This is a genomic window from Pseudomonas sessilinigenes (assembly GCF_003850565.1).
In the GTDB taxonomy this organism is placed as follows: Bacteria; Pseudomonadota; Gammaproteobacteria; order Pseudomonadales; family Pseudomonadaceae; genus Aquipseudomonas; species Aquipseudomonas sessilinigenes.
This window is the reverse complement of the sequence record NZ_CP027706.1, coordinates 4,333,160-4,358,797: the sequence shown is the minus strand read 5'-3', so window position 1 is coordinate 4,358,797 and position 25,638 is coordinate 4,333,160. Positions and strand designations below refer to the sequence as shown.

General features: G+C 54.6%; 14 protein-coding genes, 6 tRNA genes and 3 rRNA genes. 2 read left to right on the top strand and 21 right to left on the bottom strand.

The window, feature by feature from the left end; all coding sequences use genetic code 11:
* Positions 1-187: 187 nt before the first annotated feature.
* From rpoC to tyrS, 21 genes are all read right to left on the bottom strand, one after another.
* Positions 188-4,387 (bottom strand): DNA-directed RNA polymerase subunit beta', encoded by a 4,200-nt coding sequence (gene rpoC, locus C4K39_RS20140; protein WP_124347256.1) that lies wholly within the window; start codon positions 4,385-4,387, stop codon positions 188-190.
* Positions 4,388-4,451: 64 nt separating this feature from the next.
* Positions 4,452-8,525 (bottom strand): DNA-directed RNA polymerase subunit beta, encoded by a 4,074-nt coding sequence (gene rpoB / locus C4K39_RS20135; protein ID WP_068577555.1) that lies wholly within the window; start codon positions 8,523-8,525, stop codon positions 4,452-4,454.
* Between the two features lie 221 nt (positions 8,526-8,746).
* Positions 8,747-9,112 (bottom strand): 50S ribosomal protein L7/L12, encoded by a 366-nt coding sequence (gene rplL, locus C4K39_RS20130; RefSeq protein WP_068577557.1) that lies wholly within the window; start codon positions 9,110-9,112, stop codon positions 8,747-8,749.
* 80 nt (positions 9,113-9,192) lie between these two features.
* Positions 9,193-9,693, bottom strand: a complete 501-nt coding sequence (rplJ, locus tag C4K39_RS20125; RefSeq protein WP_016968679.1) for a 50S ribosomal protein L10 — start codon at positions 9,691-9,693, stop codon at positions 9,193-9,195.
* A 198-nt stretch (positions 9,694-9,891) separates the two neighbouring features.
* Complete coding sequence (gene rplA / locus C4K39_RS20120) at positions 9,892-10,587, bottom strand: 50S ribosomal protein L1 (protein WP_011063782.1); 696 nt, start codon at positions 10,585-10,587, stop codon at positions 9,892-9,894.
* Positions 10,587-11,018 (bottom strand): 50S ribosomal protein L11, encoded by a 432-nt coding sequence (rplK, locus tag C4K39_RS20115; protein WP_003176435.1) that lies wholly within the window; start codon positions 11,016-11,018, stop codon positions 10,587-10,589. Before rplK ends, rplA begins: the two co-directional genes overlap by 1 nt.
* A gap of 117 nt (positions 11,019-11,135) precedes the next feature.
* Entirely contained in the window at positions 11,136-11,669 is a 534-nt protein-coding gene (gene nusG, locus C4K39_RS20110) for a transcription termination/antitermination protein NusG (protein ID WP_002555501.1), read from the bottom strand.
* A 9-nt stretch (positions 11,670-11,678) separates the two neighbouring features.
* Positions 11,679-12,047 (bottom strand): preprotein translocase subunit SecE, encoded by a 369-nt coding sequence (gene secE, locus C4K39_RS20105; protein ID WP_068577560.1) that lies wholly within the window; start codon positions 12,045-12,047, stop codon positions 11,679-11,681.
* A gap of 45 nt (positions 12,048-12,092) precedes the next feature.
* Positions 12,093-12,168: transfer RNA gene (locus C4K39_RS20100), tRNA-Trp, on the bottom strand.
* Between the two features lie 53 nt (positions 12,169-12,221).
* Positions 12,222-13,415: an elongation factor Tu gene (tuf, locus tag C4K39_RS20095; protein WP_011063776.1), complete on the bottom strand. Its 1,194-nt coding sequence runs from the start codon at positions 13,413-13,415 to the stop codon at positions 12,222-12,224.
* A gap of 84 nt (positions 13,416-13,499) precedes the next feature.
* Positions 13,500-13,575, bottom strand: a tRNA-Thr gene (locus C4K39_RS20090).
* A gap of 26 nt (positions 13,576-13,601) precedes the next feature.
* Positions 13,602-13,675 (bottom strand) — tRNA-Gly (locus tag C4K39_RS20085).
* 24 nt (positions 13,676-13,699) lie between these two features.
* Positions 13,700-13,784 (bottom strand) — tRNA-Tyr (locus C4K39_RS20080).
* A gap of 141 nt (positions 13,785-13,925) precedes the next feature.
* On the bottom strand, positions 13,926-14,375 hold the full coding sequence (locus C4K39_RS20075; protein ID WP_068577565.1) for a hypothetical protein: 450 nt from the start codon (positions 14,373-14,375) through the stop codon (positions 13,926-13,928).
* Positions 14,376-14,823: 448 nt separating this feature from the next.
* A complete protein-coding gene (birA, locus tag C4K39_RS20070; protein WP_068577562.1) occupies positions 14,824-15,786 on the bottom strand; it encodes a bifunctional biotin--[acetyl-CoA-carboxylase] ligase/biotin operon repressor BirA in 963 nt (320 codons plus the stop codon).
* 167 nt (positions 15,787-15,953) lie between these two features.
* Positions 15,954-16,069, bottom strand: a 5S ribosomal RNA gene (gene rrf, locus C4K39_RS20065).
* Between the two features lie 135 nt (positions 16,070-16,204).
* Positions 16,205-19,096: ribosomal RNA gene (locus C4K39_RS20060) — 23S ribosomal RNA — on the bottom strand.
* A 219-nt stretch (positions 19,097-19,315) separates the two neighbouring features.
* Positions 19,316-19,391: transfer RNA gene (locus tag C4K39_RS20055), tRNA-Ala, on the bottom strand.
* 10 nt (positions 19,392-19,401) lie between these two features.
* Positions 19,402-19,478: transfer RNA gene (locus C4K39_RS20050), tRNA-Ile, on the bottom strand.
* A 123-nt stretch (positions 19,479-19,601) separates the two neighbouring features.
* Positions 19,602-21,138, bottom strand: a 16S ribosomal RNA gene (locus C4K39_RS20045).
* Together the 16S, 23S and 5S rRNA genes with 2 tRNA genes alongside form the textbook arrangement of a ribosomal RNA operon.
* Before the next feature lie 551 nt (positions 21,139-21,689).
* Positions 21,690-22,889 (bottom strand): tyrosine--tRNA ligase, encoded by a 1,200-nt coding sequence (gene tyrS, locus C4K39_RS20035; protein ID WP_124347255.1) that lies wholly within the window; start codon positions 22,887-22,889, stop codon positions 21,690-21,692.
* Between the two features lie 210 nt (positions 22,890-23,099).
* On the opposite strand from tyrS, the gene C4K39_RS20025 reads away from it, so the two are divergent.
* The gene (locus C4K39_RS20025; protein WP_124348376.1) at positions 23,100-24,521 is read left to right on the top strand and encodes a peptidoglycan DD-metalloendopeptidase family protein; all 1,422 of its coding nucleotides are present in this window, start codon (positions 23,100-23,102) and stop codon (positions 24,519-24,521) included.
* Positions 24,522-24,524: 3 nt separating this feature from the next.
* Positions 24,525-25,616: an anhydro-N-acetylmuramic acid kinase gene (locus C4K39_RS20020; RefSeq protein ID WP_124347254.1), complete on the top strand. Its 1,092-nt coding sequence runs from the start codon at positions 24,525-24,527 to the stop codon at positions 25,614-25,616.
* Positions 25,617-25,638 lie beyond the last annotated feature (22 nt).

The window sequence follows — 25,638 nt, the reverse complement described above, 5'->3', positions numbered from 1 at the left end:
TGTTGTCTTTCGACATAAACAAAATGGCGAAGCATACACTCCACCAATTTTAGGGGTACAAGAGTCTAAAGAGGATCTTACCCCCAGTCAAGACAAGGCCCCGAACTCCCCGATCAGTGAACCTCAACAAGAATGTCGAGGTTCTCAGTCGGAGAAATCGGGGCCTAGTCTCAATCTATTACTGGCATCAGCTACCGCTGGAGTTCAGCGCTTCTGTCAGTGCTGCTTCGACTTCACTTGCACTTACGCGCAGAGGTTTGTCGGCATCACGACGACGCTTACGCTCGCTGTGGTAAGCCAAACCAGTACCGGCCGGAATCAAGCGACCCACGACCACGTTTTCTTTCAAGCCGCGCAGATAGTCACGCTTGCCAGTTACCGCTGCTTCAGTCAGTACACGCGTGGTCTCTTGGAAAGAGGCCGCCGAGATGAACGACTCGGTAGACAAGGACGCCTTGGTAATACCCAGCAACACGCGGGTGAACTTGGCGATGAACTTGTCTTCGGTGCTCAGGCGCTCGTTTTCTACCAGTACCTGAGTCAGCTCCATCTGGTCGCCCTTGATGAAGCTGGAATCGCCAGATTCAGCGATCTCAACTTTACGCAACATCTGACGCAGAATCGTCTCGATGTGCTTATCGTTGATCTTCACGCCTTGCAGACGGTAAACGTCCTGGATCTCGTTAACGATGTACTTGGCCAGCGCACTGACACCCAACAGACGCAGGATATCGTGCGGATCGCTTGGACCGTCGGAGATAACTTCGCCGCGGTTCACTTGTTCGCCTTCGAAGACGTTCAGGTGGCGCCACTTTGGAATCAGCTCTTCATACGGATCGCTACCGTCGTTCGGGGTAATGACCAAGCGGCGCTTGCCCTTGGTTTCTTTACCGAACGCGATGGTACCGCTGACTTCTGCCAGGATCGACGCCTCTTTCGGACGACGAGCCTCGAACAAGTCGGCAACACGCGGCAGACCACCGGTGATGTCACGGGTCTTCGAGGTTTCTTGCGGGATACGAGCGATAACATCACCGATCGCAATCTGCGCACCGTCGGCAACACCAACCAGGGCGTTAGCCGGCAGGAAGTACTGGGCCGGTACATCGGTACCTGGCAGCAGCAGATCCTTGCCATCCATGCCAACCATCTTCACAGCAGGACGAATGTCCTTACCGGCAGCTGGGCGGTCTTTGACATCGAGCACTTCGATGTTGGTCATACCGGTCAATTCGTCGGTCTGACGCTTGATCGTGATGCCTTCTTCCATGCCCACGTAGGTCACGGTACCTTTCATTTCGGTAACGATTGGGTGAGTGTGCGGATCCCACTTGGCGACGATGGCGCCAGCGTCGACCTTGTCACCCTCTTTAACCGAAATAACAGCACCGTATGGCAGTTTGTAACGCTCACGCTCACGACCGAAGTCGTCGGCGATCGCCAGTTCACCGGAACGGGACACCGCAACCAGGTGACCGTCGACACGCTCTACGTGCTTCAGGTTATGCAGGCGCACAGTACCGCCGTTCTTCACCTGGACGCTGTCGGCCGCCGAGGTCCGGCTTGCCGCACCACCGATGTGGAACGTACGCATGGTCAGCTGGGTACCCGGCTCACCGATGGACTGGGCAGCGATAACGCCGACCGCTTCACCGATGTTCACCTGATGACCACGAGCCAGGTCACGGCCGTAGCACTTGGCGCAGATGCCATAGCGAGTTTCGCAGCTGATCGGCGAACGCACGATCACTTCGTCGATGCTGTTGAGTTCGATGAACTCGACCCACTTCTCGTCTACCAGGGTGCCGGCAGGAACGATGACGTCCTCGGTACCTGGCTTGAATACGTCACGGGCGATAACACGACCCAATACGCGCTCACCCAGAGGTTCTACTACGTCACCGCCTTCAATGTGCGGAGTCATCAGCAGACCGTGTTCGGTGCCGCAATCGATCTCGGTTACAACCAGGTCTTGCGCTACGTCTACCAGACGACGAGTCAGGTAACCGGAGTTCGCAGTTTTCAACGCGGTATCCGCCAGACCTTTACGAGCACCGTGAGTCGAGATGAAGTACTGGAGTACGCTCAAACCTTCACGGAAGTTCGCAGTAATCGGCGTTTCGATGATGGAGCCGTCTGGCTTGGCCATCAGACCACGCATACCGGCCAGCTGACGGATCTGTGCTGCGGAACCCCGCGCACCCGAGTCGGCCATCATGTACATCGAGTTGAAGGACTCTTGGTCGACTTCGTCGCCATTGCGGTCGATGACCTTCTCTTTCGAGAGGTTGGCCATCATCGCCTTGGATACTTCGTCGTTGGCCTTCGACCAAAGGTCGATCACTTTGTTGTACTTCTCGCCCTGGGTTACCAGGCCGGAGGCGTACTGGCTCTCGATCTCTTTCACTTCGTCGGTGGCAGCACCGATGATGCGGGCTTTTTCATCCGGGATAACGAAGTCGTTAACACCGATGGAAACGCCGGAAATGGTCGAATAAGCGAAACCGGTGTACATCAACTGGTCAGCGAAGATAACGGTCTCTTTCAGACCAACCACGCGGTAGCACTGGTTGATCAGCTTGGAGATCGCCTTCTTCTTCATCGGCAGGTTGACGACGTCGAACGACAGACCCTTCGGTACAACCTGGAACAGCAGCGCACGACCGACAGTGGTGTCGACGATACGGGTGGCGCTCACGCTGCCACCATCACGATCGTTGACGGTTTCGCTGATACGAACCTTGATCTTGGCGTGCAGAGCAGCTTCGCCGGCGCGGAATACGCGGTCGACTTCCTGCAGGTCCGCGAACACACGACCTTCGCCCTTGGCGTTGATCGCTTCACGAGTCATGTAGTACAGACCCAGTACAACGTCCTGCGACGGAACGATGATTGGCTCACCGTTGGCTGGCGACAGGATGTTGTTGGTCGACATCATCAACGCACGCGCTTCCAGCTGGGCTTCCAGCGTCAGCGGTACGTGCACGGCCATTTGGTCGCCGTCGAAGTCGGCGTTGTACGCAGCACAGACCAGAGGGTGCAGCTGGATAGCCTTACCTTCGATCAGTACCGGTTCAAACGCCTGGATGCCCAGACGGTGAAGGGTCGGTGCACGGTTGAGCAGCACGGGGTGTTCGCGAATCACTTCAGCAAGAACGTCCCAAACTTCCGGCAGCTCGCGCTCGACCATCTTCTTGGCGGCTTTGATGGTGGTGGCCAGGCCACGCATTTCCAACTTACCGAAGATGAACGGTTTGAACAGCTCGAGAGCCATCTTCTTCGGCAGACCGCACTGATGCAGGCGCAGGGTCGGGCCTACGGTAATTACCGAACGACCAGAGTAGTCAACACGCTTACCGAGCAAGTTCTGACGGAAACGACCCTGCTTACCCTTGATCATGTCAGCCAGGGATTTCAGAGGACGCTTGTTCGAACCGGTGATAGCACGGCCACGACGGCCGTTGTCGAGCAATGCGTCGACAGCTTCCTGCAACATACGCTTTTCGTTGCGCACGATGATGTCCGGAGCGGACAGGTCCAGCAGGCGCTTCAAACGGTTGTTACGGTTGATCACTCGACGATACAGATCGTTGAGGTCGGAAGTCGCGAAACGACCGCCATCCAGCGGAACCAGTGGACGCAGATCTGGCGGCAGAACCGGCAGAACGGTCAGCACCATCCACTCTGGCAAGTTGCCGGAACCCTGGAAGGCTTCCATCAACTTCAGGCGCTTGGACAGCTTCTTGATCTTGGTTTCCGAGTTGGTTTGCGGAATCTCTTCACGCAGACGGCCAATCTCGTGCTCCAGGTCGATAGCGTGCAGCAGCTCGCGGACAGCCTCGGCACCCATACGGGCGTCGAAATCATCACCGAACTCTTCCAGCGCTTCGAAGTACTGCTCGTCGTTCAGCAGCTGGCCCTTTTCCAGGGTGGTCATGCCTGGATCGATAACGACATAGCTCTCGAAGTAGAGAACGCGTTCGATATCACGCAGGGTCATGTCCATCAGCAGGCCGATGCGGGACGGCAGCGATTTCAGGAACCAGATGTGGGCAACCGGCGAAGCCAGTTCGATGTGCGCCATGCGCTCACGACGAACCTTGGCCAGTGCGACTTCAACGCCGCACTTCTCGCAGATCACGCCGCGATGCTTCAAGCGCTTGTACTTACCGCACAGGCACTCGTAATCCTTTACTGGGCCAAAGATCTTGGCGCAGAACAGGCCGTCACGCTCAGGCTTGAACGTACGGTAGTTGATGGTTTCCGGCTTTTTAACTTCACCGAACGACCACGAACGGATCATCTCAGGCGAGGCCAATCCGATACGGATGGCGTCGAACTCTTCGACTTGACCCTGGTTTTTCAGCAAATTCAGTAGGTCTTTCAAGGCCTTTCCTCCTGGCGGAGCAGGAAGCGGGCAATACCTGCCCCGCTCCCCTTCGCGTCACGTGTTATTCGGTTTCCAGATCGATATCGATGCCGAGGGAACGAATTTCCTTGATCAACACGTTGAAGGACTCGGGCATGCCCGGCTCCATACGGTGATCGCCATCCACGATGTTCTTGTACATCTTGGTACGGCCGTTCACGTCGTCCGACTTCACTGTGAGCATTTCTTGCAGAGTGTATGCAGCACCGTATGCTTCCAGTGCCCAGACCTCCATCTCCCCGAAACGCTGACCACCGAACTGCGCCTTACCACCCAGCGGCTGCTGGGTAACCAGGCTGTACGAACCGGTAGAACGGGCGTGCATCTTGTCGTCTACCAAGTGGTTCAGTTTCAGCATGTACATGTAGCCAACGGTAACTGGACGCTCGAACTTGTTGCCGGTACGACCGTCGGTCAGCTGCATCTGGCCGCTTTCTGGCAGGTCCGCCAGTTTGAGCATGGCCTTGATTTCGCTTTCCTTGGCACCGTCGAACACCGGAGTGGCCATTGGCACACCGCCGCGCAGGTTGTTCGCCAGGTCCAGGATCTCCTGGTCGGAGAAGCTGTCCAGATCTTCGTTACGACCGCCGATCTGGTTGTAGATCTCGTCCAGGAAGGTACGCAGTTCAGCAACCTTGCGCTGCTCTTCGACCATACGGTTGATCTTCTCGCCCAGACCTTTGGCCGCCAGGCCCAGGTGAGTTTCGAGAATCTGACCAACGTTCATACGCGAAGGTACGCCCAGCGGGTTGAGGACCACATCGACCGGGGTGCCATTGGCATCGTGCGGCATGTCTTCAACCGGCATGATCACGGAGACCACACCCTTGTTACCGTGACGACCGGCCATCTTGTCGCCCGGCTGGATGCGGCGACGGATTGCCAGGTAGACCTTGACGATTTTCAGCACGCCTGGAGCCAGGTCATCGCCCTGCTGCAGTTTGCGCTTCTTGTCTTCAAACTTGTCGTCCAGCAGGCGACGGCGATCAACGATATAGGCCTGGGCCTTCTCGAGCTGCTCGTTCAGAGCATCTTCAGCCATGCGCAGCTTGAACCACTGCCCATGCTCAAGACCATCGAGCACTTCATCGGTGATTTCCTGACCTTTCTTCAGGCCGGCACCGCCTTCCACCTTATGACCGACCAGAGCGGAACGCAGACGTTCGAAGGTTGCACCTTCAACGATACGGAACTCTTCGTTCAGATCCTTGCGGATCTCGTCCAACTGGCTCTTCTCGATCGACAGGGCACGCGAGTCACGCTCTACGCCGTCACGGGTGAATACCTGTACGTCGATGACAGTACCTTTGGTGCCGGTTGGCACGCGCAGGGAGGTGTCCTTAACGTCGCTGGCCTTCTCACCGAAGATTGCGCGCAGCAGCTTTTCTTCCGGAGTCAGCTGGGTTTCGCCTTTTGGCGTGACCTTGCCGACCAGGATGTCGCCAGCACCAACTTCAGCACCTACGTAAACGATACCGGCTTCGTCCAGCTTGTTCAGTGCAGCTTCACCCACGTTCGGGATGTCCGCAGTGATTTCCTCTGGGCCAAGCTTGGTGTCACGCGCCACACAGGTCAGTTCCTGGATGTGGATGGTGGTGAAGCGGTCTTCCTGAACCACACGCTCGGAGAGGCAGATGGAGTCTTCGAAGTTGAAGCCGTTCCACGCCATGAACGCGATGCGCATGTTCTGACCCAGTGCCAGTTCACCCATGTCGGTGGACGGGCCGTCGGCCATGATGTCGCCACGCTGGACCTTGTCACCCTTGCTCACCAGCGGACGCTGGTTGATGCAGGTGTTCTGGTTCGAACGGGTGTATTTGGTCAGGTTGTAGATGTCGACACCAGCTTCGCCGGTTTCAACTTCATCATCAGCAACCCGAACAACGATACGGCTGGCATCGACGGAGTCGATCACACCACCACGGCGAGCCACGACGCACACGCCGGAGTCACGAGCAACGTTGCGCTCCATGCCGGTACCCACCAGCGGCTTATCGGCACGCAGAGTTGGTACAGCCTGACGCTGCATGTTGGAACCCATCAACGCACGGTTGGCGTCGTCGTGCTCGAGGAACGGAATCAGCGACGCTGCAACCGACACTACCTGCTTCGGCGAAACGTCCATCAAGGTGACGTCTTCCGGCGCCTTGACGGTGAATTCGTTCAGATGACGTACAGCTACCAGCTCGTCGATCAGCTGACCCTTGTCGTTCATGGTCGCCGAAGCCTGGGCGATCACGTGGTCAGCTTCTTCGATGGCGGACAGGAACACGATCTCATCGGTTACCAGGCCTTCTTTCACCACACGATACGGGCTCTCCAGGAAACCGTACTGGTTGGTGCGAGCGTAGGCAGCCAAGGAGTTGATCAGACCAATGTTCGGACCTTCAGGCGTTTCAATCGGGCATACACGGCCGTAGTGAGTCGGGTGTACGTCACGAACTTCGAAGCCTGCGCGCTCACGAGTCAGACCACCTGGGCCCAGTGCAGACACACGGCGCTTGTGGGTAATCTCGGACAGCGGGTTGTTCTGGTCCATGAACTGGGACAGCTGGCTGGAGCCAAAGAACTCCTTCACTGCCGCAGCCACGGGCTTGGCGTTGATCAGGTCCTGCGGCATCAAGCCTTCGCTTTCAGCCATCGACAGACGTTCCTTGACCGCGCGCTCTACACGCACCAGGCCCACACGGAACTGGTTCTCGGCCATCTCGCCTACGCAACGTACGCGACGGTTACCCAGGTGGTCGATGTCATCGACGATGCCCTTACCGTTACGGATGTCGACCAGGGTCTTCAGAACAGCAACGATGTCTTCTTTGCACAGCACGCCCGAACCTTCGATCTCGGTACGACCGATACGACGGTTGAACTTCATCCGGCCAACGGCGGACAAGTCATAGCGCTCTGGGCTGAAGAACAAGTTGTTGAACAGGGTCTCGGCAGCATCCTTGGTTGGCGGCTCGCCAGGACGCATCATGCGATAGATCTCGACCAGAGCTTCCAGTTGGTTGCTAGTGGAGTCGATCTTCAGCGTGTCGGAAACGAATGGACCACAGTCAATGTCGTTGGTGTACAGAGTTTCAATGCGAACAACCTGGGCCTTGGCGATTTTTGCCAGCAGCTCGGTGTTCAGCTCGGTGTTGCACTCTGCCAGGATTTCACCAGTCGCTGGATGCACGATAGCCTTGGCGGTAGTGCGACCCAGAACATAGTCCAGAGGCACATCCAGCTCTTTGATACCGGCTTTTTCCAGCTGATTGATATGACGAGCAGTAATACGACGTCCTTGCTCGACAATAACCTTGCCCTTGTCATCCTGGATATCCAGAACGGCAACTTCACCGCGCAGGCGCTGAGGCACCAGCTCCAGGCTCAGGCTCTCGCCCTTCACGTGGAATACGTTGGTGGTATAGAACGCGTCCAGTACTTCCTCGGTGGTGTAACCCAGGGCGCGCAGCAGAACCGACGCTGGAAGTTTGCGACGACGGTCGATACGGACGAATACACAGTCTTTCGGGTCGAACTCGAAGTCCAACCACGAACCGCGGTAAGGAATGATGCGCGCGGAGTACAGGAGCTTACCGGAGCTGTGCGTCTTGCCACGGTCGTGGTCGAAGAATACGCCAGGGGAACGGTGCAACTGGGAAACGATTACACGTTCGGTACCATTGATTACGAAGGTACCGTTCTCAGTCATCAGGGGAATTTCACCCATGTAGACTTCTTGCTCTTTGATGTCCTTGATCGCTTTATTCGACGACTCTTTGTCGAAAATGATCAGACGAACTTTTACCCGCAAAGGTACGGCGTAAGTCACGCCACGCAACACGCATTCTTTGACATCAAACGCCGGTTCGCCCAGGCGATAACCGACATACTCCAACGCAGCATTGCCGGAGTAGCTGATGATCGGGAAAACGGATTTGAAGGCCGCATGCAGGCCCACGTCGCGGAACTGATCTTTAGTCGCTCCCGCTTGCAAGAATTCACGATACGAATCCAGCTGGATGGCCAGGAGGTACGGCACATCCATGACGTCCGGCAACTTGCTAAAGTCCTTGCGGATACGTTTTTTCTCAGTGTATGAGTAAGCCATCAGCGTTCCCCAGCTTGGTCACCTGCTTATTCGGCTCCTCCCGACGGGAGCAGCCAGAAAATCGTGCAAACCCTTTGGTTTGCGCCACCACTCAGGGTGGATTACAGCACGTTAAAGACGCCGACTCGATCGGTCGCCAATAACGGAAAAAGGCCGGTGGCAAAAGCCACCAGCCATCAGCCGTTCGCTCAACGCTTGGGCTGGAGACACAAAGTCGATGCTTACTTGAGCTCGACTTTAGCGCCTGCTTCTTCCAGAGCGGCTTTGGCTTTGTCAGCGGCTTCTTTAGCAACGCCTTCCAGAACCATGCCAGGAGCGCCGTCAACTACTGCCTTGGCTTCTTTCAGGCCCAGACCGGTCAGTTCACGTACTGCCTTGATCACGTTCACTTTCTTATCGCCAGCGTCAGCCAGGATAACGTTGAACTCGGTTTGCTCTTCAGCAACAGCAGCAACAGCAGCTGGGCCAGCAGCGGCAACAGCAGCGGTAACGCCGAAGGTTTCTTCCATCGCTTTGATCAGCTCAACAACTTCCAGAACGGTTTTCTGGCCGATAGCTTCGATGATTTGCTCGTTAGTCAGAGACATGACTATGAATTCCTGTATTGGGGTGACAGCTTACGCAGCCATCAAATTAAACATATGATTTTGAAAGGGCTTGCGGTGCCTTAGGCAGCAGCAGCTTCTTTCTGGTCGCGAATAGCCGCCAGAGTACGAGCCAGCTTGCTGGTAGCGCCTTGAATCACGCTCATCAGCTTCGCAATAGCTTCGTCGCGAGTTGGCAGCGAAGCCAACACGTCGATCTCGTTTGCTGCGAGGTACTTGCCCTCGAACGCAGCTGCCTTGATCTCGAACTTGTCCTGACCCTTTGCGAATTCCTTGAAAATACGAGCAGCAGCGCCCGGATGTTCTTTGGAGAATGCAATCAGGGTAGGGCCGACGAACGCGTCGTTGAGCACGTCATATTGAGTGCCTTCAACTGCGCGCTTGAGCAGAGTGTTACGTACGACACGTACATAAACACCAGCTTCGCGGGCCTCTTTACGGAGTCCGGTCATAGCGCCTACTGTCACACCACGGGCATCAGCCACAACAGCGGACAGGGCAACTTTGGCAGCCTCGTTGACTTCAGCGACGATGGCCTTCTTGTCTTCGAGTTTAATTGCCACGGGTTTAACTCCTGCTTGTTACCGTTTCATCCAACCTAGGCTGGATGTCGTTTTGGTGTCTGATTCGGTAAGGAACCGGGAGCACCATCTGCGTAGGCTTGTGGTTTAAGACTTACGTCGCCTACGGTCTTGGATAGCCCCCGCCAGGCAGGGACCCCAATTTTTTCAACAGGCGCAATTGCTTGCGCCCGCTCATGCTTATACGTCCAGCGAACCCTGGTCGATAACCAGACCTGGGCCCATGGTGGTGCTCAGGGTAACGCGCTTGACGTAGATACCTTTCGAAGAAGCAGGCTTGATACGCTTCAGATCAGCGATCAGGGCTTCAACGTTTTCCTTCAGCTTGACGGCATCGAAGCCGACCTTGCCAACGGAGGTGTGGATAATGCCGTTCTTGTCGGTACGATAGCGAACCTGACCAGCCTTGGCGTTCTTAACTGCCGAGGCTACGTCTGGAGTCACGGTACCAACCTTCGGGTTAGGCATCAGGCCACGAGGACCCAGCACCTGACCCAGCTGACCTACAACGCGCATTGCATCCGGAGAAGCAATAACAACGTCATAGTTCAGATCGCCGCCTTTCATTTCGGCAGCCAGATCGTCCATGCCTACGCGGTCTGCACCGGCAGCCAGGGCAGCTTCAGCAGCTGGGCCTTGGGTAAACACGGCCACGCGAACGGTCTTGCCAGTGCCATGCGGCAGCACGGTAGCGCTACGAACGACCTGGTCAGATTTACGTGGGTCTACGCCAAGGTTTACAGCAACGTCTACGGACTCGCTGAACTTAACGGTCGACAGCTCGGTCAGGAGAGCAGCGGCTTCTACGAAGTTGTAGGCTTTGCCTGCTTCAATCTTGCCGGCGATAGCCTTTTGGCGCTTGGTCAGCTTAGCCATTACACACCCTCCACGTTAAGGCCCATGCTACGAGCAGAACCGGCGATAGTACGCACGGCTGCATCCATATCAGCTGCAGTCAGATCCGCGTTTTTGGTTTTCGCGATCTCTTCCAGCTGAGCACGGGTAACGGTGCCAACCTTAACGGTGTTCGGACGAGCGGAACCGCTAGTCAAACCAGCAGCCTTCTTCAGCAGAACCGAAGCAGGGGTGCTCTTGGTTTCAAAAGTGAAGCTACGGTCGCTGTAAACAGTGATGATCACAGGAGTCGGCAGACCTGGTTCAAGACCCTGGGTACGGGCGTTGAAAGCCTTGCAGAATTCCATGATGTTCACACCGTGCTGACCCAGAGCTGGACCAACGGGCGGGCTTGGGTTGGCCTGGGCGGCCTTAACTTGCAGCTTGATGTAAGCAGTAATTTTCTTAGCCATGAGGCACTCCAATTACGGGTTCAGACGCCTAAAAAGGCTCCCCGGTTACTTGCGCGTTTATCCCAGTGACGACAAAACCCCACAGCCTAAGGCTGCGGGGTTGGGATCTTCGTCCAGTTATGCCTTCTCGACCTGACTGAACTCTAGCTCTACAGGCGTAGAGCGACCGAAAATAAGCACGGCCACTTGGATCCGGCTCTTTTCGTAGTTAACTTCTTCGACCGTACCGTTAAAGTCAGCAAATGGACCATCAGTAACACGGACCACTTCACCCGGCTCAAACAGCGTCTTAGGCTTGGGCTTGTCACTACCATCAGCGACCCGACGCAGAATCGCTTCTGCTTCCTTATCAGTGATAGGTGCCGGCTTATCAGCAGTACCACCAATGAAACCCATGACTCGAGGGGTATCCTTGACCAAGTGCCAAGTACCCTCATTCATATCCATCTGAACCAGCACATAGCCTGGAAAGAATTTACGCTCACTCTTGCGCTTCTGGCCGTTACGCATCTCAACCACTTCTTCAGTGGGGACCAGAATTTCGCCGAAGCCATCTTCCATGCCTGCCAGCTTCACACGCTCGATCAACGAGCGCATTACATGCTTCTCGTAACCCGAGTAAGCATGCACAACGTACCAACGCTTAGCCACGGGACACCCTTAGCCAACAATCAAGGAAACAAGCCAACCGAGCAGGGAATCTAGCCCCCACAGCAGCAATGCCATAACCAGGACCACAGCAACAACGATCAGCGTGGTTTGAGTGGTCTCTTGGCGAGTCGGCCATACGACTTTACGAATCTCAGTACGAGCTTCCTTCACCAGCCCGAAGAACGACTTGCCCTTTGCAGTCTGCAAGCCAACAAAGGCAGCAACAGCAGCAATAACAAGCAACGCCAACACGCGATACAGGATCGGCAAACCAGAGTAATACTGATTACCAACAACACCAACAACCACCAACGCGACCACAACGAGCCACTTCAGCAGATCGAAGCGAGAACCTTGAGCTTCAGCCTTAGGAGTCATCTATGAAGATCCTGTGAAAAGAAAGCCAGATACATTGAGAGAATCTGGCAGGTCAGGAGGGAATCGAACCCCCAACCTACGGTTTTGGAGACCGTCGCTCTGCCAATTGAGCTACTGACCTAAAACAAAATCAGGCCGACCATTATGCCGGCCCGATGGAGATATTGCAAGAACTTACTCGATGACTTTGGCTACGACGCCAGCGCCGACGGTACGACCGCCTTCACGGATAGCGAAACGCAGACCATCTTCCATCGCGATGGTTTTGATCAGAGTGACAGTCATCTGGATGTTGTCACCTGGCATTACCATTTCAACGCCTTCTGGCAGTTCGCAGTTACCGGTCACGTCAGTAGTACGGAAGTAGAACTGTGGACGGTAGCCTTTGAAGAACGGAGTATGACGGCCGCCTTCTTCTTTGCTCAGAACGTAAACTTCAGCGGTGAACTTGGTGTGCGGCTTAACGGTGCCTGGCTTAACCAGAACCTGGCCACGCTCAACGTCGTCACGCTTGGTGCCACGCAGCAGAACGCCACAGTTCTCACCAGCACGACCTTCGTCCAGCAGCTTACGGAACATCTCAACGCCGGTGCAGGTAGTTTTCTGAGTATCGCGCAGACCAACGATCTCAACTTCTTCCTGGATGCGAACGATACCACGCTCAACACGGCCAGTTACCACGGTGCCACGACCGGAGATCGAGAACACGTCTTCGATTGGCATCAGGAACGGCTTGTCGATAGCACGCTCTGGCTCTGGGATGTAGGTGTCCAGAGTTTCTACCAGACGCTTAACAGCGGTGGTACCCATTTCGTTGTCGTCTTGGCCGTTCAGAGCCATCAGAGCCGAACCGATGATGATCGGAGTGTCGTCACCTGGGAAGTCGTAAGTGCTCAGCAGGTCGCGCACTTCCATCTCAACCAGTTCCAGCAGCTCAGCGTCGTCAACCATGTCAGCCTTGTTCAGGAAGACAACGATGTACGGAACGCCTACCTGACGGGACAGCAGGATGTGCTCACGAGTTTGTGGCATCGGACCATCGGCAGCCGAGCAAACCAGGATCGCGCCGTCCATCTGGGCAGCACCAGTGATCATGTTTTTTACGTAGTCGGCGTGACCTGGGCAGTCAACGTGCGCGTAGTGACGAATGTTCGAATCGTACTCTACGTGTGCAGTGTTGATGGTGATACCACGAGCCTTTTCTTCTGGGGCGCTGTCGATCTTGTCGAAGTCAACACGAGCCGAACCGAAAACTTCGGAGCAAACGCGAGTCAGAGCAGCGGTCAGAGTGGTTTTACCGTGGTCAACGTGACCGATGGTACCAACGTTGACGTGCGGCTTATTACGTTCGAACTTTTCCTTAGCCATCGAAATCACCCCTAGGAGAAGAATTAAGCAAGTCACCCAAGCCATTAAAACAAAGGCAGATATTTTCATATCTGCCTTGTTATATGGAGCTCTTGAGCGGATTTGAACCGCTGACCTCACCCTTACCAAGGGTGTGCTCTACCAACTGAGCTACAAGAGCGTAACACTTTGCAAAACCTGCAAACTTGGAGCGGGTAGCGGGAATCGAACCCGCATCATCAGCTTGGAAGGCTGAGGTTCTACCACTAAACTATACCCGCGGAGCCTGCAGCTCTCGCTAAATCTGGTGGAGGGGGAAGGATTCGAACCTTCGAAGTCGTAGACGTCAGATTTACAGTCTGATCCCTTTGGCCGCTCGGGAACCCCTCCTAAGCGAGGCAGCATTTTATACTAAGCTACCCTTCTGTCAAGCATTTTCTCAATTAAATCTTGAGGTTAGCTGCATGACGCTGCTCTTTCACTTTGACTTCAAGAAGTCTTCGCTTCGGAGCGGGCGCCATTCTATGCAACCTAATCACCAGTTGCAACCCCCTCACAGGGCATTATTTTATGTTTTAACTCATTGAATTCCTTAGCAAGGTTTTGAAGCTGAACATCATCCAGTAAATGCCTGCTTTCAGGAGATATGCGCAACCAAAAACCGGGGGCTGATCCCGCACCCAAAGATTGCAACCGCGTCTCGACCCCGCTTCCCTTTAGCCGCTGCTCAAGCTGCTGAGCGACCTCTCGACGCAGGAAGCCTCCTAAATAGATACAACTAGCCTCAGTCTCCTCACCAACGGCGGCGATATCACGCCTTGCCACGGACTCAACGGACTCGCTCAATAAACGAATATCCTGCTGGGAACCACGATAGAGCGACAAAGGCATCACCTCTTTCGCGCGAAGCGGCGCTTCTTGCTGATGCCAGACATAATAGAAACCATTGAGAACCAACAACAAAAGAAACAGCCAGCGCATATTCACCTCAGCACAGGGACAAGCCAGAGATAGCCAAACGAAGGCCAGACCAGGAACAATCCGCATCCGCAGCAACATCATTCCAGCAGGCAGGCCAGCGCTTCCCTTCGGTTATGAGGGAAGGCATGCCCCGCTCCCGATGGATATTCATCACCCTTAATTGAATCGTGAAGCAATACTCCACGGCCTCAGTAACGATCGCGGGCTACTCAGCAGGGAGCCTATAGCTCACTGGCCAAGCAACTGCGCGTAATGCCGCCTGAAGCTCCTATCTAAACTGTTACCACCCCAGGGGGGGGCTTTGACCGTCACAGCCGCGACATCGAGAAATAACCGGGCAAAAACCGCCCACACAGCTTCAGCCACCACCTAAACAGCACCACAACTCACCTGAACGAAAGCACCCACAGCTGCCCTGGACAGCCCCCTAGATCAACAGCCGCTCTCCTCACTCAGGATCATTGCGCAACCTCAGGCTGAGCTCGCCGCCGCTGTATACCTTTTCCTCACCATCGACGCTCAGGCGCAATGCCCCTCGATGATCAATGCCCAATACCACTCCATCAATATTGCTCGCACCCGCAATCAAGGAGACTGCACACCCCTGCCAAAGATGACTCTCCTCCCATTCTTTTTGGATAGCAGAGAATCCTTGCAGGCGATGACGCTCCAGATAGAAAGCCAGGCAGTCATTGAGACGCGCAATCAACTGGTTGCGATCAACTGACTTACCGGATTCCAGCCTTACAGAGGTCCATGCCTGGTCGACTTCTTCGGAAGTTTGCATGTTTACGTTGATCCCAATACCGAGAACCACATGGCATACATCTGCAGGATCACCCACCAACTCCAACAGGATTCCTGCAATCTTCTTCTGAGCGACCAGAACGTCATTTGGCCATTTCAGCCCCGCTCCAGGAACGCCACTCTCCCTGAGAGCACGCATAACGGACAGACCTACCACCAGACTAAGCCCCTCCAACTGGCGCATGCCACCGTCTATGCGTAGGACTAGGCTGTAGTAGATATTCTCCGCGAAAGGACTGGTCCACTTGCGACCTCGCCGACCACGCCCTGATGTTTGGCGCTCCGCCAAAACAAGAAGCGGGATAGAGGATCCACGCTCAACGGAGCGCAAGGCTTCGGCATTAGTCGAATCAATCGAGTCGTGGACCTGGATAAGCCAGGTCTTCTCAGATGACTGTCGGGCAATCTCTGCAGCATCCAATAAGGCAATAGGGGCAGCCAATTGATATCCACGCCCCCGAACCTTGTGAATGACCAGCCCCAGGTCAGCCTCAAGAAGCTGTAGCTGCTTCCAAACGGCACTACGACTGATACCCAGGATCTCCCCGAGGGCTTGCCCCGAGTGAAATCGTCCATCTTTAAGAAGCTCTAACAACGCTGACATGCTGATTCCGCCTCACAATGAGGCAGGAATGATAGCCATGCCCAGAGTCATTGCATAGAAACCGGCATGTATGACTACAAAGGCAGCTCCGAGCAAAAAGCTCAATGTTTTCGCCAGCGCAAAGACAAAACCCCAACTGCTTTCGCAATTGGGGTTTCGGAATTTAATCTTGACGATGACCTACTCTCACATGGGGAAACCCCACACTACCATCGGCGATGCATCGTTTCACTGCTGAGTTCGGGATGGGATCAGGTGGTTCCAATGCTCTATGGTCGTCAAGAAATTCTGTAGCTGAGCCGTTGTTTGGGCAACGTTCCAGCGAATGGGTATGTAATAGGTTTGTGTGCTGCAAACTTTCGGTTCGTGCGTCTTCACACACCGCAACTCGCTCTTAAGCAAATTGCTTGGGTGTTATATGGTCAAGCCTCACGGGCAATTAGTATTGGTTAGCTCAACGCCTCACAGCGCTTACACACCCAACCTATCAACGTCGTAGTCTTCGACGGCCCTTTAGGGGATTCAAGATCCCAGTGAGATCTCATCTTGAGGCAAGTTTCCCGCTTAGATGCTTTCAGCGGTTATCTTTTCCGAACATAGCTACCCGGCAATGCCACTGGCGTGACAACCGGAACACCAGAGGTTCGTCCACTCCGGTCCTCTCGTACTAGGAGCAGCCCCTCTCAAATCTCAAACGTCCACGGCAGATAGGGACCGAACTGTCTCACGACGTTCTAAACCCAGCTCGCGTACCACTTTAAATGGCGAACAGCCATACCCTTGGGACCGGCTTCAGCCCCAGGATGTGATGAGCCGACATCGAGGTGCCAAACACCGCCGTCGATATGAACTCTTGGGCGGTATCAGCCTGTTATCCCCGGAGTACCTTTTATCCGTTGAGCGATGGCCCTTCCATACAGAACCACCGGATCACTAAGACCTACTTTCGTACCTGCTCGACGTGTTTGTCTCGCAGTCAAGCGCGCTTTTGCCTTTATACTCTACGACCGATTTCCGACCGGTCTGAGCGCACCTTCGTACTCCTCCGTTACTCTTTAGGAGGAGACCGCCCCAGTCAAACTACCCACCATACACTGTCCTCGATCCGGATAACGGACCTGAGTTAGAACCTCAAAGTTGCCAGGGTGGTATTTCAAGGATGGCTCCACGCAGACTGGCGTCCACGCTTCAAAGCCTCCCACCTATCCTACACAAGCAAATTCAAAGTCCAGTGCAAAGCTATAGTAAAGGTTCACGGGGTCTTTCCGTCTAGCCGCGGATACACTGCATCTTCACAGCGATTTCAATTTCACTGAGTCTCGGGTGGAGACAGCGCCGCCATCGTTACGCCATTCGTGCAGGTCGGAACTTACCCGACAAGGAATTTCGCTACCTTAGGACCGTTATAGTTACGGCCGCCGTTTACCGGGGCTTCGATCAAGAGCTTCGCTTGCGCTAACCCCATCAATTAACCTTCCGGCACCGGGCAGGCGTCACACCCTATACGTCCACTTTCGTGTTTGCAGAGTGCTGTGTTTTTAATAAACAGTCGCAGCGGCCTGGTATCTTCGACCGGCATGGGCTTACGGAGCAAGTCCTTCACCCTCACCGGCGCACCTTCTCCCGAAGTTACGGTGCCATTTTGCCTAGTTCCTTCACCCGAGTTCTCTCAAGCGCCTTGGTATTCTCTACCCAACCACCTGTGTCGGTTTGGGGTACGGTTCCTAGTTATCTGAAGCTTAGAAGCTTTTCTTGGAAGCATGGCATCAACCACTTCGTCACCTAAAAGGTAACTCGTCATCAGCTCTCGGCCTTAAGATCCCGGATTTACCTAAGATCTCAGCCTACCACCTTAAACTTGGACAACCAACGCCAAGCTGGCCTAGCCTTCTCCGTCCCTCCATCGCAATAACTAGAAGTACAGGAATATTAACCTGTTTTCCATCGACTACGCTTTTCAGCCTCGCCTTAGGGACCGACTAACCCTGCGTCGATTAACGTTGCGCAGGAAACCTTGGTCTTTCGGCGTGCGAGTTTTTCACTCGCATTGTCGTTACTCATGTCAGCATTCGCACTTCTGATACCTCCAGCAAGCTTCTCAACTCACCTTCACAGGCTTACAGAACGCTCCTCTACCGCATCACTTACGTGATACCCGTAGCTTCGGTGTATGGTTTGAGCCCCGTTACATCTTCCGCGCAGGCCGACTCGACTAGTGAGCTATTACGCTTTCTTTAAAGGGTGGCTGCTTCTAAGCCAACCTCCTAGCTGTCTAAGCCTTCCCACATCGTTTCCCACTTAACCATAACTTTGGGACCTTAGCTGACGGTCTGGGTTGTTTCCCTTTTCACGACGGACGTTAGCACCCGCCGTGTGTCTCCCATGCTCGGCACTTGTAGGTATTCGGAGTTTGCATCGGTTTGGTAAGTCGGGATGACCCCCTAGCCGAAACAGTGCTCTACCCCCTACAGTGATACATGAGGCGCTACCTAAATAGCTTTCGAGGAGAACCAGCTATCTCCGAGCTTGATTAGCCTTTCACTCCGATCCACAGGTCATCCGCTAACTTTTCAACGGTAGTCGGTTCGGTCCTCCAGTCAGTGTTACCTAACCTTCAACCTGCCCATGGATAGATCGCCCGGTTTCGGGTCTATACCCAGCGACTAAACGCCCTATTAAGACTCGCTTTCGCTACGCCTCCCCTATTCGGTTAAGCTTGCCACTGAATATAAGTCGCTGACCCATTATACAAAAGGTACGCAGTCACAGAACAAAGTCTGCTCCCACTGCTTGTACGCATACGGTTTCAGGATCTATTTCACTCCCCTCTCCGGGGTTCTTTTCGCCTTTCCCTCACGGTACTAGTTCACTATCGGTCAGTCAGTAGTATTTAGCCTTGGAGGATGGTCCCCCCATATTCAGACAAGGTTTCTCGTGCCCCGTCCTACTCGATTTCACTTCTAAGATCCTTTCGCGTACAGGGCTATCACCCACTATGGCCGCACTTTCCAGAGCGTTCCGCTAAAATCAAAGAAGCTTAAGGGCTAGTCCCCGTTCGCTCGCCACTACTAAGGGAATCTCGGTTGATTTCTTTTCCTCAGGGTACTTAGATGTTTCAGTTCCCCTGGTTCGCCTCTTACACCTATGTATTCAGTGTAAGATAACCATCTTATGATGGCTGGGTTCCCCCATTCAGAGATCTCCGGATCAAAGTCTGTTTGCCGACTCCCCGAAGCTTATCGCAGGCTACCACGTCTTTCATCGCCTCTGACTGCCAAGGCATCCACCGTATGCGCTTCTTCACTTGACCATATAACCCCAAGCAATCTGGTTATACTGTGAAGACGACATTCGCCGAAAGTTTGCAATTATTCACAAACTTTACCTTAGCCTGATCCACTACCAGTGAAAGTAGTGTTCAGTCTATCTTTCTATCACATACCCAAATTTTTAAAGAACGATCTAATCAAAAGACTAGAAATCAACATTCGATTTGAATGCTCATTTCTAAGCTTTCAGAAGCAGTTTATGGTGGAGCCAAGCGGGATCGAACCGCTGACCTCCTGCGTGCAAGGCAGGCGCTCTCCCAGCTGAGCTATGGCCCCATAACAAAATTGGTGGGTCTGGGCAGATTCGAACTGCCGACCTCACCCTTATCAGGGGTGCGCTCTAACCAACTGAGCTACAGACCCAATTTCGAGCTTGTAACTGTTAGCTTGGAGCTATCAGCTTGGAGCTTAAAGCTGCTTCTATCGTCTTCTTCAATGAATCAAGCAATTCGTGTGGGAGCTTATGAAGCAGCTGATGTCGTCGATTAAGGAGGTGATCCAGCCGCAGGTTCCCCTACGGCTACCTTGTTACGACTTCACCCCAGTCATGAATCACACCGTGGTAACCGTCCTCCCGAAGGTTAGACTAGCTACTTCTGGTGCAACCCACTCCCATGGTGTGACGGGCGGTGTGTACAAGGCCCGGGAACGTATTCACCGCGACATTCTGATTCGCGATTACTAGCGATTCCGACTTCACGCAGTCGAGTTGCAGACTGCGATCCGGACTACGATCGGTTTTGTGGGATTAGCTCCACCTCGCGGCTTGGCAACCCTCTGTACCGACCATTGTAGCACGTGTGTAGCCCAGGCCGTAAGGGCCATGATGACTTGACGTCATCCCCACCTTCCTCCGGTTTGTCACCGGCAGTCTCCTTAGAGTGCCCACCATAACGTGCTGGTAACTAAGGACAAGGGTTGCGCTCGTTACGGGACTTAACCCAACATCTCACGACACGAGCTGACGACAGCCATGCAGCACCTGTGTCAGAGTTCCCGAAGGCACCAATCCATCTCTGGAAAGTTCTCTGCATGTCAAGGCCTGGTAAGGTTCTTCGCGTTGCTTCGAATTAAACCACATGCTCCACCGCTTGTGCGGGCCCCCGTCAATTCATTTGAGTTTTAACCTTGCGGCCGTACTCCCCAGGCGGTCAACTTAATGCGTTAGCTGCGCCACTAAAGTCTCAAGGACCCCAACGGCTAGTTGACATCGTTTACGGCGTGGACTACCAGGGTATCTAATCCTGTTTGCTCCCCACGCTTTCGCACCTCAGTGTCAGTATCAGTCCAGGTGGTCGCCTTCGCCACTGGTGTTCCTTCCTATATCTACGCATTTCACCGCTACACAGGAAATTCCACCACCCTCTACCATACTCTAGCTTGCCAGTTTTGGATGCAGTTCCCAGGTTGAGCCCGGGGCTTTCACATCCAACTTAACAAACCACCTACGCGCGCTTTACGCCCAGTAATTCCGATTAACGCTTGCACCCTCTGTATTACCGCGGCTGCTGGCACAGAGTTAGCCGGTGCTTATTCTGTCGGTAACGTCAAAACAGCAAGATATTAGCTTACTGCCCTTCCTCCCAACTTAAAGTGCTTTACAATCCGAAGACCTTCTTCACACACGCGGCATGGCTGGATCAGGCTTTCGCCCATTGTCCAATATTCCCCACTGCTGCCTCCCGTAGGAGTCTGGACCGTGTCTCAGTTCCAGTGTGACTGATCATCCTCTCAGACCAGTTACGGATCGTAGCCTTGGTGAGCCATTACCTCACCAACTAGCTAATCCGACCTAGGCTCATCTGATAGCGCAAGGCCCGAAGGTCCCCTGCTTTCTCCCGTAGGACGTATGCGGTATTAGCGCTCCTTTCGAAACGTTATCCCCCACTACCAGGCAGATTCCTAGGCATTACTCACCCGTCCGCCGCTGAATCCATGAGCAAGCTCACTTCATCCGCTCGACTTGCATGTGTTAGGCCTGCCGCCAGCGTTCAATCTGAGCCATGATCAAACTCTTCAGTTCAATACTGCTTGGGTTTTTAAGAAACCCTAAACTTGGCTCAGCAATCTCAAATGACTATTTGATTTCTCGAATGGTCACTTGTGATGCTGATAATCTTTTTGACTATCAGTCTAACTACACAAGCACCCACACGAATTGCTTGATTCAGTTTTTAAAGAGCGGTTGGTTAAGATCTTTCGTCTCAACCGAGGCGCGCATTCTACAGCAGCCTCATTTGCTGTCAAGTGATTTTTTTAAGAAGTTTTCAAAGTTTCCTTTGTAACTTCAACCACTTGCGCTTTCGATCTCTCGTTAGCGGGAGGCGAATTCTACAGCGTTACACGCTGCTGTCAACACCTCTTTTTAACCGCTTTCGATCGAGAGGATCGAAACGCTAACAAGGCCACTTTCGCTGCCTTATCAGCTCCTTTCGGGCTTCGATGAACTGAAGCGTGACCGCTGTCGAAATCCTGGTAACTCATTGAATCTCAAGGAGTTTTCCGTTTCGACTGCGCCGGAAGTGGGGCGAATTATAGAGACATTAAACTCGCCGTCAACACTTATTTTCAGTTTTATTCGGCCTTAAGCGTAATGCGTGCAAAAGCCTTCTTGCCGGCCTGGCAAACATAGGTCGAACCCACTGTACATATAAAGGCACGATCTACTACCTGAGCATCAACACGCACACCACCAGAGCTCAGAAGGTCTCGAGCCACTGCCGAGTTCTTCACCAACCCTGCCTTATTAAGAACTGCAGCGATGGGCATGTCCTCGGCAACAACCAACTCGACCTCTGGCAGATCATCCGGCAACTCACCTTCCTTCATACGGTTGCCCGCAGCACGATGAGCATTCGCAGCAGCCTCTTCACCATGGAAACGAGCCACGATCTCTTCGGCCAGCTTGATCTTGATATCGCGCGGATTCGCTCCCGCCTCTACATCAGCCCTGAAGGCATTGATCTCGTCCATCGAGCGGAAGCTGAGCAACTCGAAGTAACGCCACATCAGAGCATCAGGGATAGACACCAGCTTGCTGTACATCACCCCCGGGGCTTCCTGAATACCAACGTAGTTACCCAGGGACTTGGACATCTTCTTGACACCATCCAGCCCTTCGAGCAGAGGCATGGTCAAGATGCACTGAGCCTCCTGGCCATAACCACGCTGCAGTTCACGCCCCATCAGCAGGTTGAACTTCTGATCAGTCCCTCCCAGCTCAACATCCGCATGCAGAGCGACCGAGTCATAACCCTGCACCAGCGGATAGAGGAACTCATGGATCGCGATCGGCTGGTTGGTAGAGTAGCGCTTGTCGAAGTCATCTCGCTCCAACATGCGCGCAACGGTGTACTGGGAAGTCAGGCGAATGAAGTCTGCCGGCCCCATTTTGTCCATCCAGGTGGAGTTGAACGCCACCTCGGTCTTGGCCGGGTCCAGGATCTTGAAGACTTGACTCTTGTAGGTTTCGGCGTTGTCCAGGACCTGCTCACGAGTCAGCGGCGGGCGCGTAGCACTCTTGCCACTGGGATCACCGATCATGCCGGTGAAATCGCCAATCAGGAAGATGACCTGGTGCCCCAGGTCCTGGAACTGACGCAGCTTATTAATAAGCACGGTATGCCCGAGGTGCAGATCCGGCGCAGTCGGATCGAAGCCCGCCTTGATACGCAGCGGCTCGCCGCGCTTGAGCTTCTCGATCAGCTCGGATTCGACCAACAACTCTTCCGCACCACGTTTGATCAGCGCTAGCTGTTCTTCAACCGACTTCATAACAGACCCGTAAGGCTCAGACTCAAAAAGGAACCAACCATACAAGATCACGCACTAATTACAAGTTTTGCCCGGCGTACGGAAACGACAGGGGAAGGGAGCGACCGCGCGCTTGCGTCACAGATGATTTGGTTATATTTTATACAGTTATTTCATCTTCATCATGTCATTCATCTTTTCCATTTCATCTTTTTCAAAGTCAAATTACCTATGAGCACCGAACCGCCTAAAGCGCCACCGCTTTATCCGAAGAGCCACCTGCTCGCCGCAAGTGGCATCGCCGCCCTTCTCAGCCTGGCCTTGCTGGTATTTCCCTCCAGCGATGTAGAGGCCAAAAAAACGACATTGAGTCTTGATCTGGAAAGTCCGATCGAACAACTGCGACAAGATCAAGACGCCGCATCTACCGAACAAGCCACAAATGAAGCGGTTGCCCCGCCATTCGCTCAGATCGATGACGCAACCCCAGCGCCTACAGAAAAAGCAGAGGTCGAATCGACTCCTGCCGTCGCAGAAGAGCCCAAGGCTCCAGGTCATCGTGAAGTCCTTGTCGCCAAGGGCGATACTCTCTCGACGCTGTTCGAAAAAGTTGGCCTGCCAGCAACCGCCGTCCACGAAGTACTGGCCAGCGACAAGCAGGCCAAGCAGTTTTCTCAGCTAAAGCATGGCCAGAAGCTCGAATTCGAACTGACCCCCGATGGCCAGCTGAACAAACTCCACAGCAAGGTCAGCGACCTTGAGACCATTACCCTCACCAAGGGCCCGAAAGGCTTCGCTTTCGCCAAGGTCACCACCAAGCCGGTGGTCCGCTCCGCCTATGTCCACGGGGTCATCAACAGCTCCTTGTCACAATCGGCCGCTCGCGCAGGGCTCTCCCACAGCCTGACCATGGATATGGCGAACGTCTTCGGCTACGACATCGACTTCGCCCAGGATATTCGCCAGGGTGACGAGTTTGACGTGATCTACGAGCAGAAGGTCGCCAATGGCAAGGTAGTAGGTACCGGCAACATCCTTTCTGCACGCTTCACCAACCGCGGCAAGACCTACACCGCCGTACGCTATACCAACAAACAAGGCTCCAGCAGCTACTACACCGCTGATGGCAACAGCATGCGCAAGGCGTTCATCCGTACCCCGGTAGACTTCGCCCGCATCAGTTCGCGTTTTTCGGCCGGTCGCAAACACCCGATCCTGAACAAGATCCGCGCCCACAAAGGCGTCGACTATGCGGCCCCACGGGGCACGCCGATCAAGGCAGCCGGCGATGGCAAAGTCCTGTTGGCAGGTCGTCGCGGCGGTTATGGCAACACCGTGATCATTCAGCACGGCAACACCTATCGCACTCTCTACGGCCATATGCAGGGCTTCGCCAAGGGCGTCAAGACAGGTGGTTCGGTGAAGCAGGGCCAGGTGATCGGCTACATCGGCACCACCGGCTTGTCCACCGGACCGCACCTGCACTATGAATTCCAGGTCAACGGCGTCCATGTCGACCCGCTGGGTCAGAAACTGCCAATGGCCGACCCGATCGCCAAGGCAGAGCGCCCACGCTTCCTCCAGCAGAGCCAGCCATTAATGGCCCGGATGGACCAGGAAAAGGCCACCATGCTGGCCTCGAGCAAGCGCTAAGCCATGGCGCTCTATATAGGCGTGATGTCCGGGACCAGTCTTGATGGGCTGGACATCGCCCTGATCGAGCAAAGCCCGGCGATCAAGTTGGTCGCCACCCACTACATCCCCATGCCCTCATCCCTGCGCGCCGAGCTCCTGAGCTTGTGCGCCAGCGGCCCCGATGAGATCGCTCGCTCTGCCATTGCCCAGCAACATTGGGTCCGACTGGCAGCCGAAGGTATCCACAGCCTCCTGCAACGCCAGCACCTACAAGCCCGTGATATCCGCGCCATTGGTAGCCACGGGCAGACCGTACGCCACGAGCCGAGCCGTGGTTTCACGGTGCAGATAGGCAACCCGGCACTGCTCACCGAACTCACGGAAATCACTGTCGTCAGTGATTTCCGTAGTCGCGACGTAGCCGCAGGCGGACAAGGCGCCCCCCTGGTTCCTGCATTTCACGAAGCGCTGTTCGAACAACGCCCCGGCAACCGTGCGGTGTTGAATGTCGGAGGCTTCAGCAACCTGAGCCTGATCGAGACTGCCAAGCCAGTCGCAGGCTTCGACTGCGGCCCGGGCAACGTCTTGCTCGATGCCTGGATCCAGTTGCAACGAGGGGAAAGCTTCGATCGTGACGGTCAATGGGCGGCCAGCGGCCAAGTTGATGCCCCGCTACTGAAGACCCTGCTCAACGATCCGTTCTTCGCGACCCAGGGCCCCAAAAGTACCGGACGCGAAGTCTTCAATCTCCAGTGGCTGCAACAACATCTGGTACGGCACCCGGCAGTTCCGGCCGCGAACGTACAAGCCACCCTACTGGAGTTGACGGCCTTGACCATCGTCGAATCCCTACAGGCAGCCCAGGCCGAAACACAGGAACTGCTGGTGTGTGGCGGCGGGGCCCACAACGCAGCCCTGATGCAGCGCCTGGCGGCGCTATTGCCTGGAGCCCAGGTCAGCAGTACGGCGCTCTATGGTGTCGATCCAGACTGGGTCGAAGCCATGGCATTCGCCTGGCTAGCCCATTGCTGCCTGGAAGGCATAGCAGGCAATCGCCCCAGCGTTACTGGAGCCCGGGGCCCACGTATCTTGGGCGCGATCTATCCAGCTTGAGTGCCAGACAGCAAAACGCCGC

Bases quoted from the DNA above. Each gene is read 5' to 3' on its own strand.
- rplL (WP_068577557.1), bottom strand. From the start codon at position 9,112: ATGTCTCTGACTAACGAGCAAATCATCGAAGCTATCGGCCAGAAAACC.
- C4K39_RS20025 (WP_124348376.1), top strand. From the start codon at position 23,100: ATGAGCACCGAACCGCCTAAAGCGCCACCGCTTTATCCGAAGAGCCAC.
- rpoB (WP_068577555.1), bottom strand. From the start codon at position 8,525: ATGGCTTACTCATACACTGAGAAAAAACGTATCCGCAAGGACTTTAGC.
- tuf (WP_011063776.1), bottom strand. From the start codon at position 13,415: ATGGCTAAGGAAAAGTTCGAACGTAATAAGCCGCACGTCAACGTTGGT.
- birA (WP_068577562.1), bottom strand. From the start codon at position 15,786: ATGTCAGCGTTGTTAGAGCTTCTTAAAGATGGACGATTTCACTCGGGG.
- C4K39_RS20020 (WP_124347254.1), top strand. From the start codon at position 24,525: ATGGCGCTCTATATAGGCGTGATGTCCGGGACCAGTCTTGATGGGCTG.
- tyrS (WP_124347255.1), bottom strand. From the start codon at position 22,889: ATGAAGTCGGTTGAAGAACAGCTAGCGCTGATCAAACGTGGTGCGGAA.
- rplK (WP_003176435.1), bottom strand. From the start codon at position 11,018: ATGGCTAAGAAAATTACTGCTTACATCAAGCTGCAAGTTAAGGCCGCC.
- secE (WP_068577560.1), bottom strand. From the start codon at position 12,047: ATGACTCCTAAGGCTGAAGCTCAAGGTTCTCGCTTCGATCTGCTGAAG.
- rplA (WP_011063782.1), bottom strand. From the start codon at position 10,587: ATGGCTAAGCTGACCAAGCGCCAAAAGGCTATCGCCGGCAAGATTGAA.
- C4K39_RS20075 (WP_068577565.1), bottom strand. From the start codon at position 14,375: ATGCGCTGGCTGTTTCTTTTGTTGTTGGTTCTCAATGGTTTCTATTAT.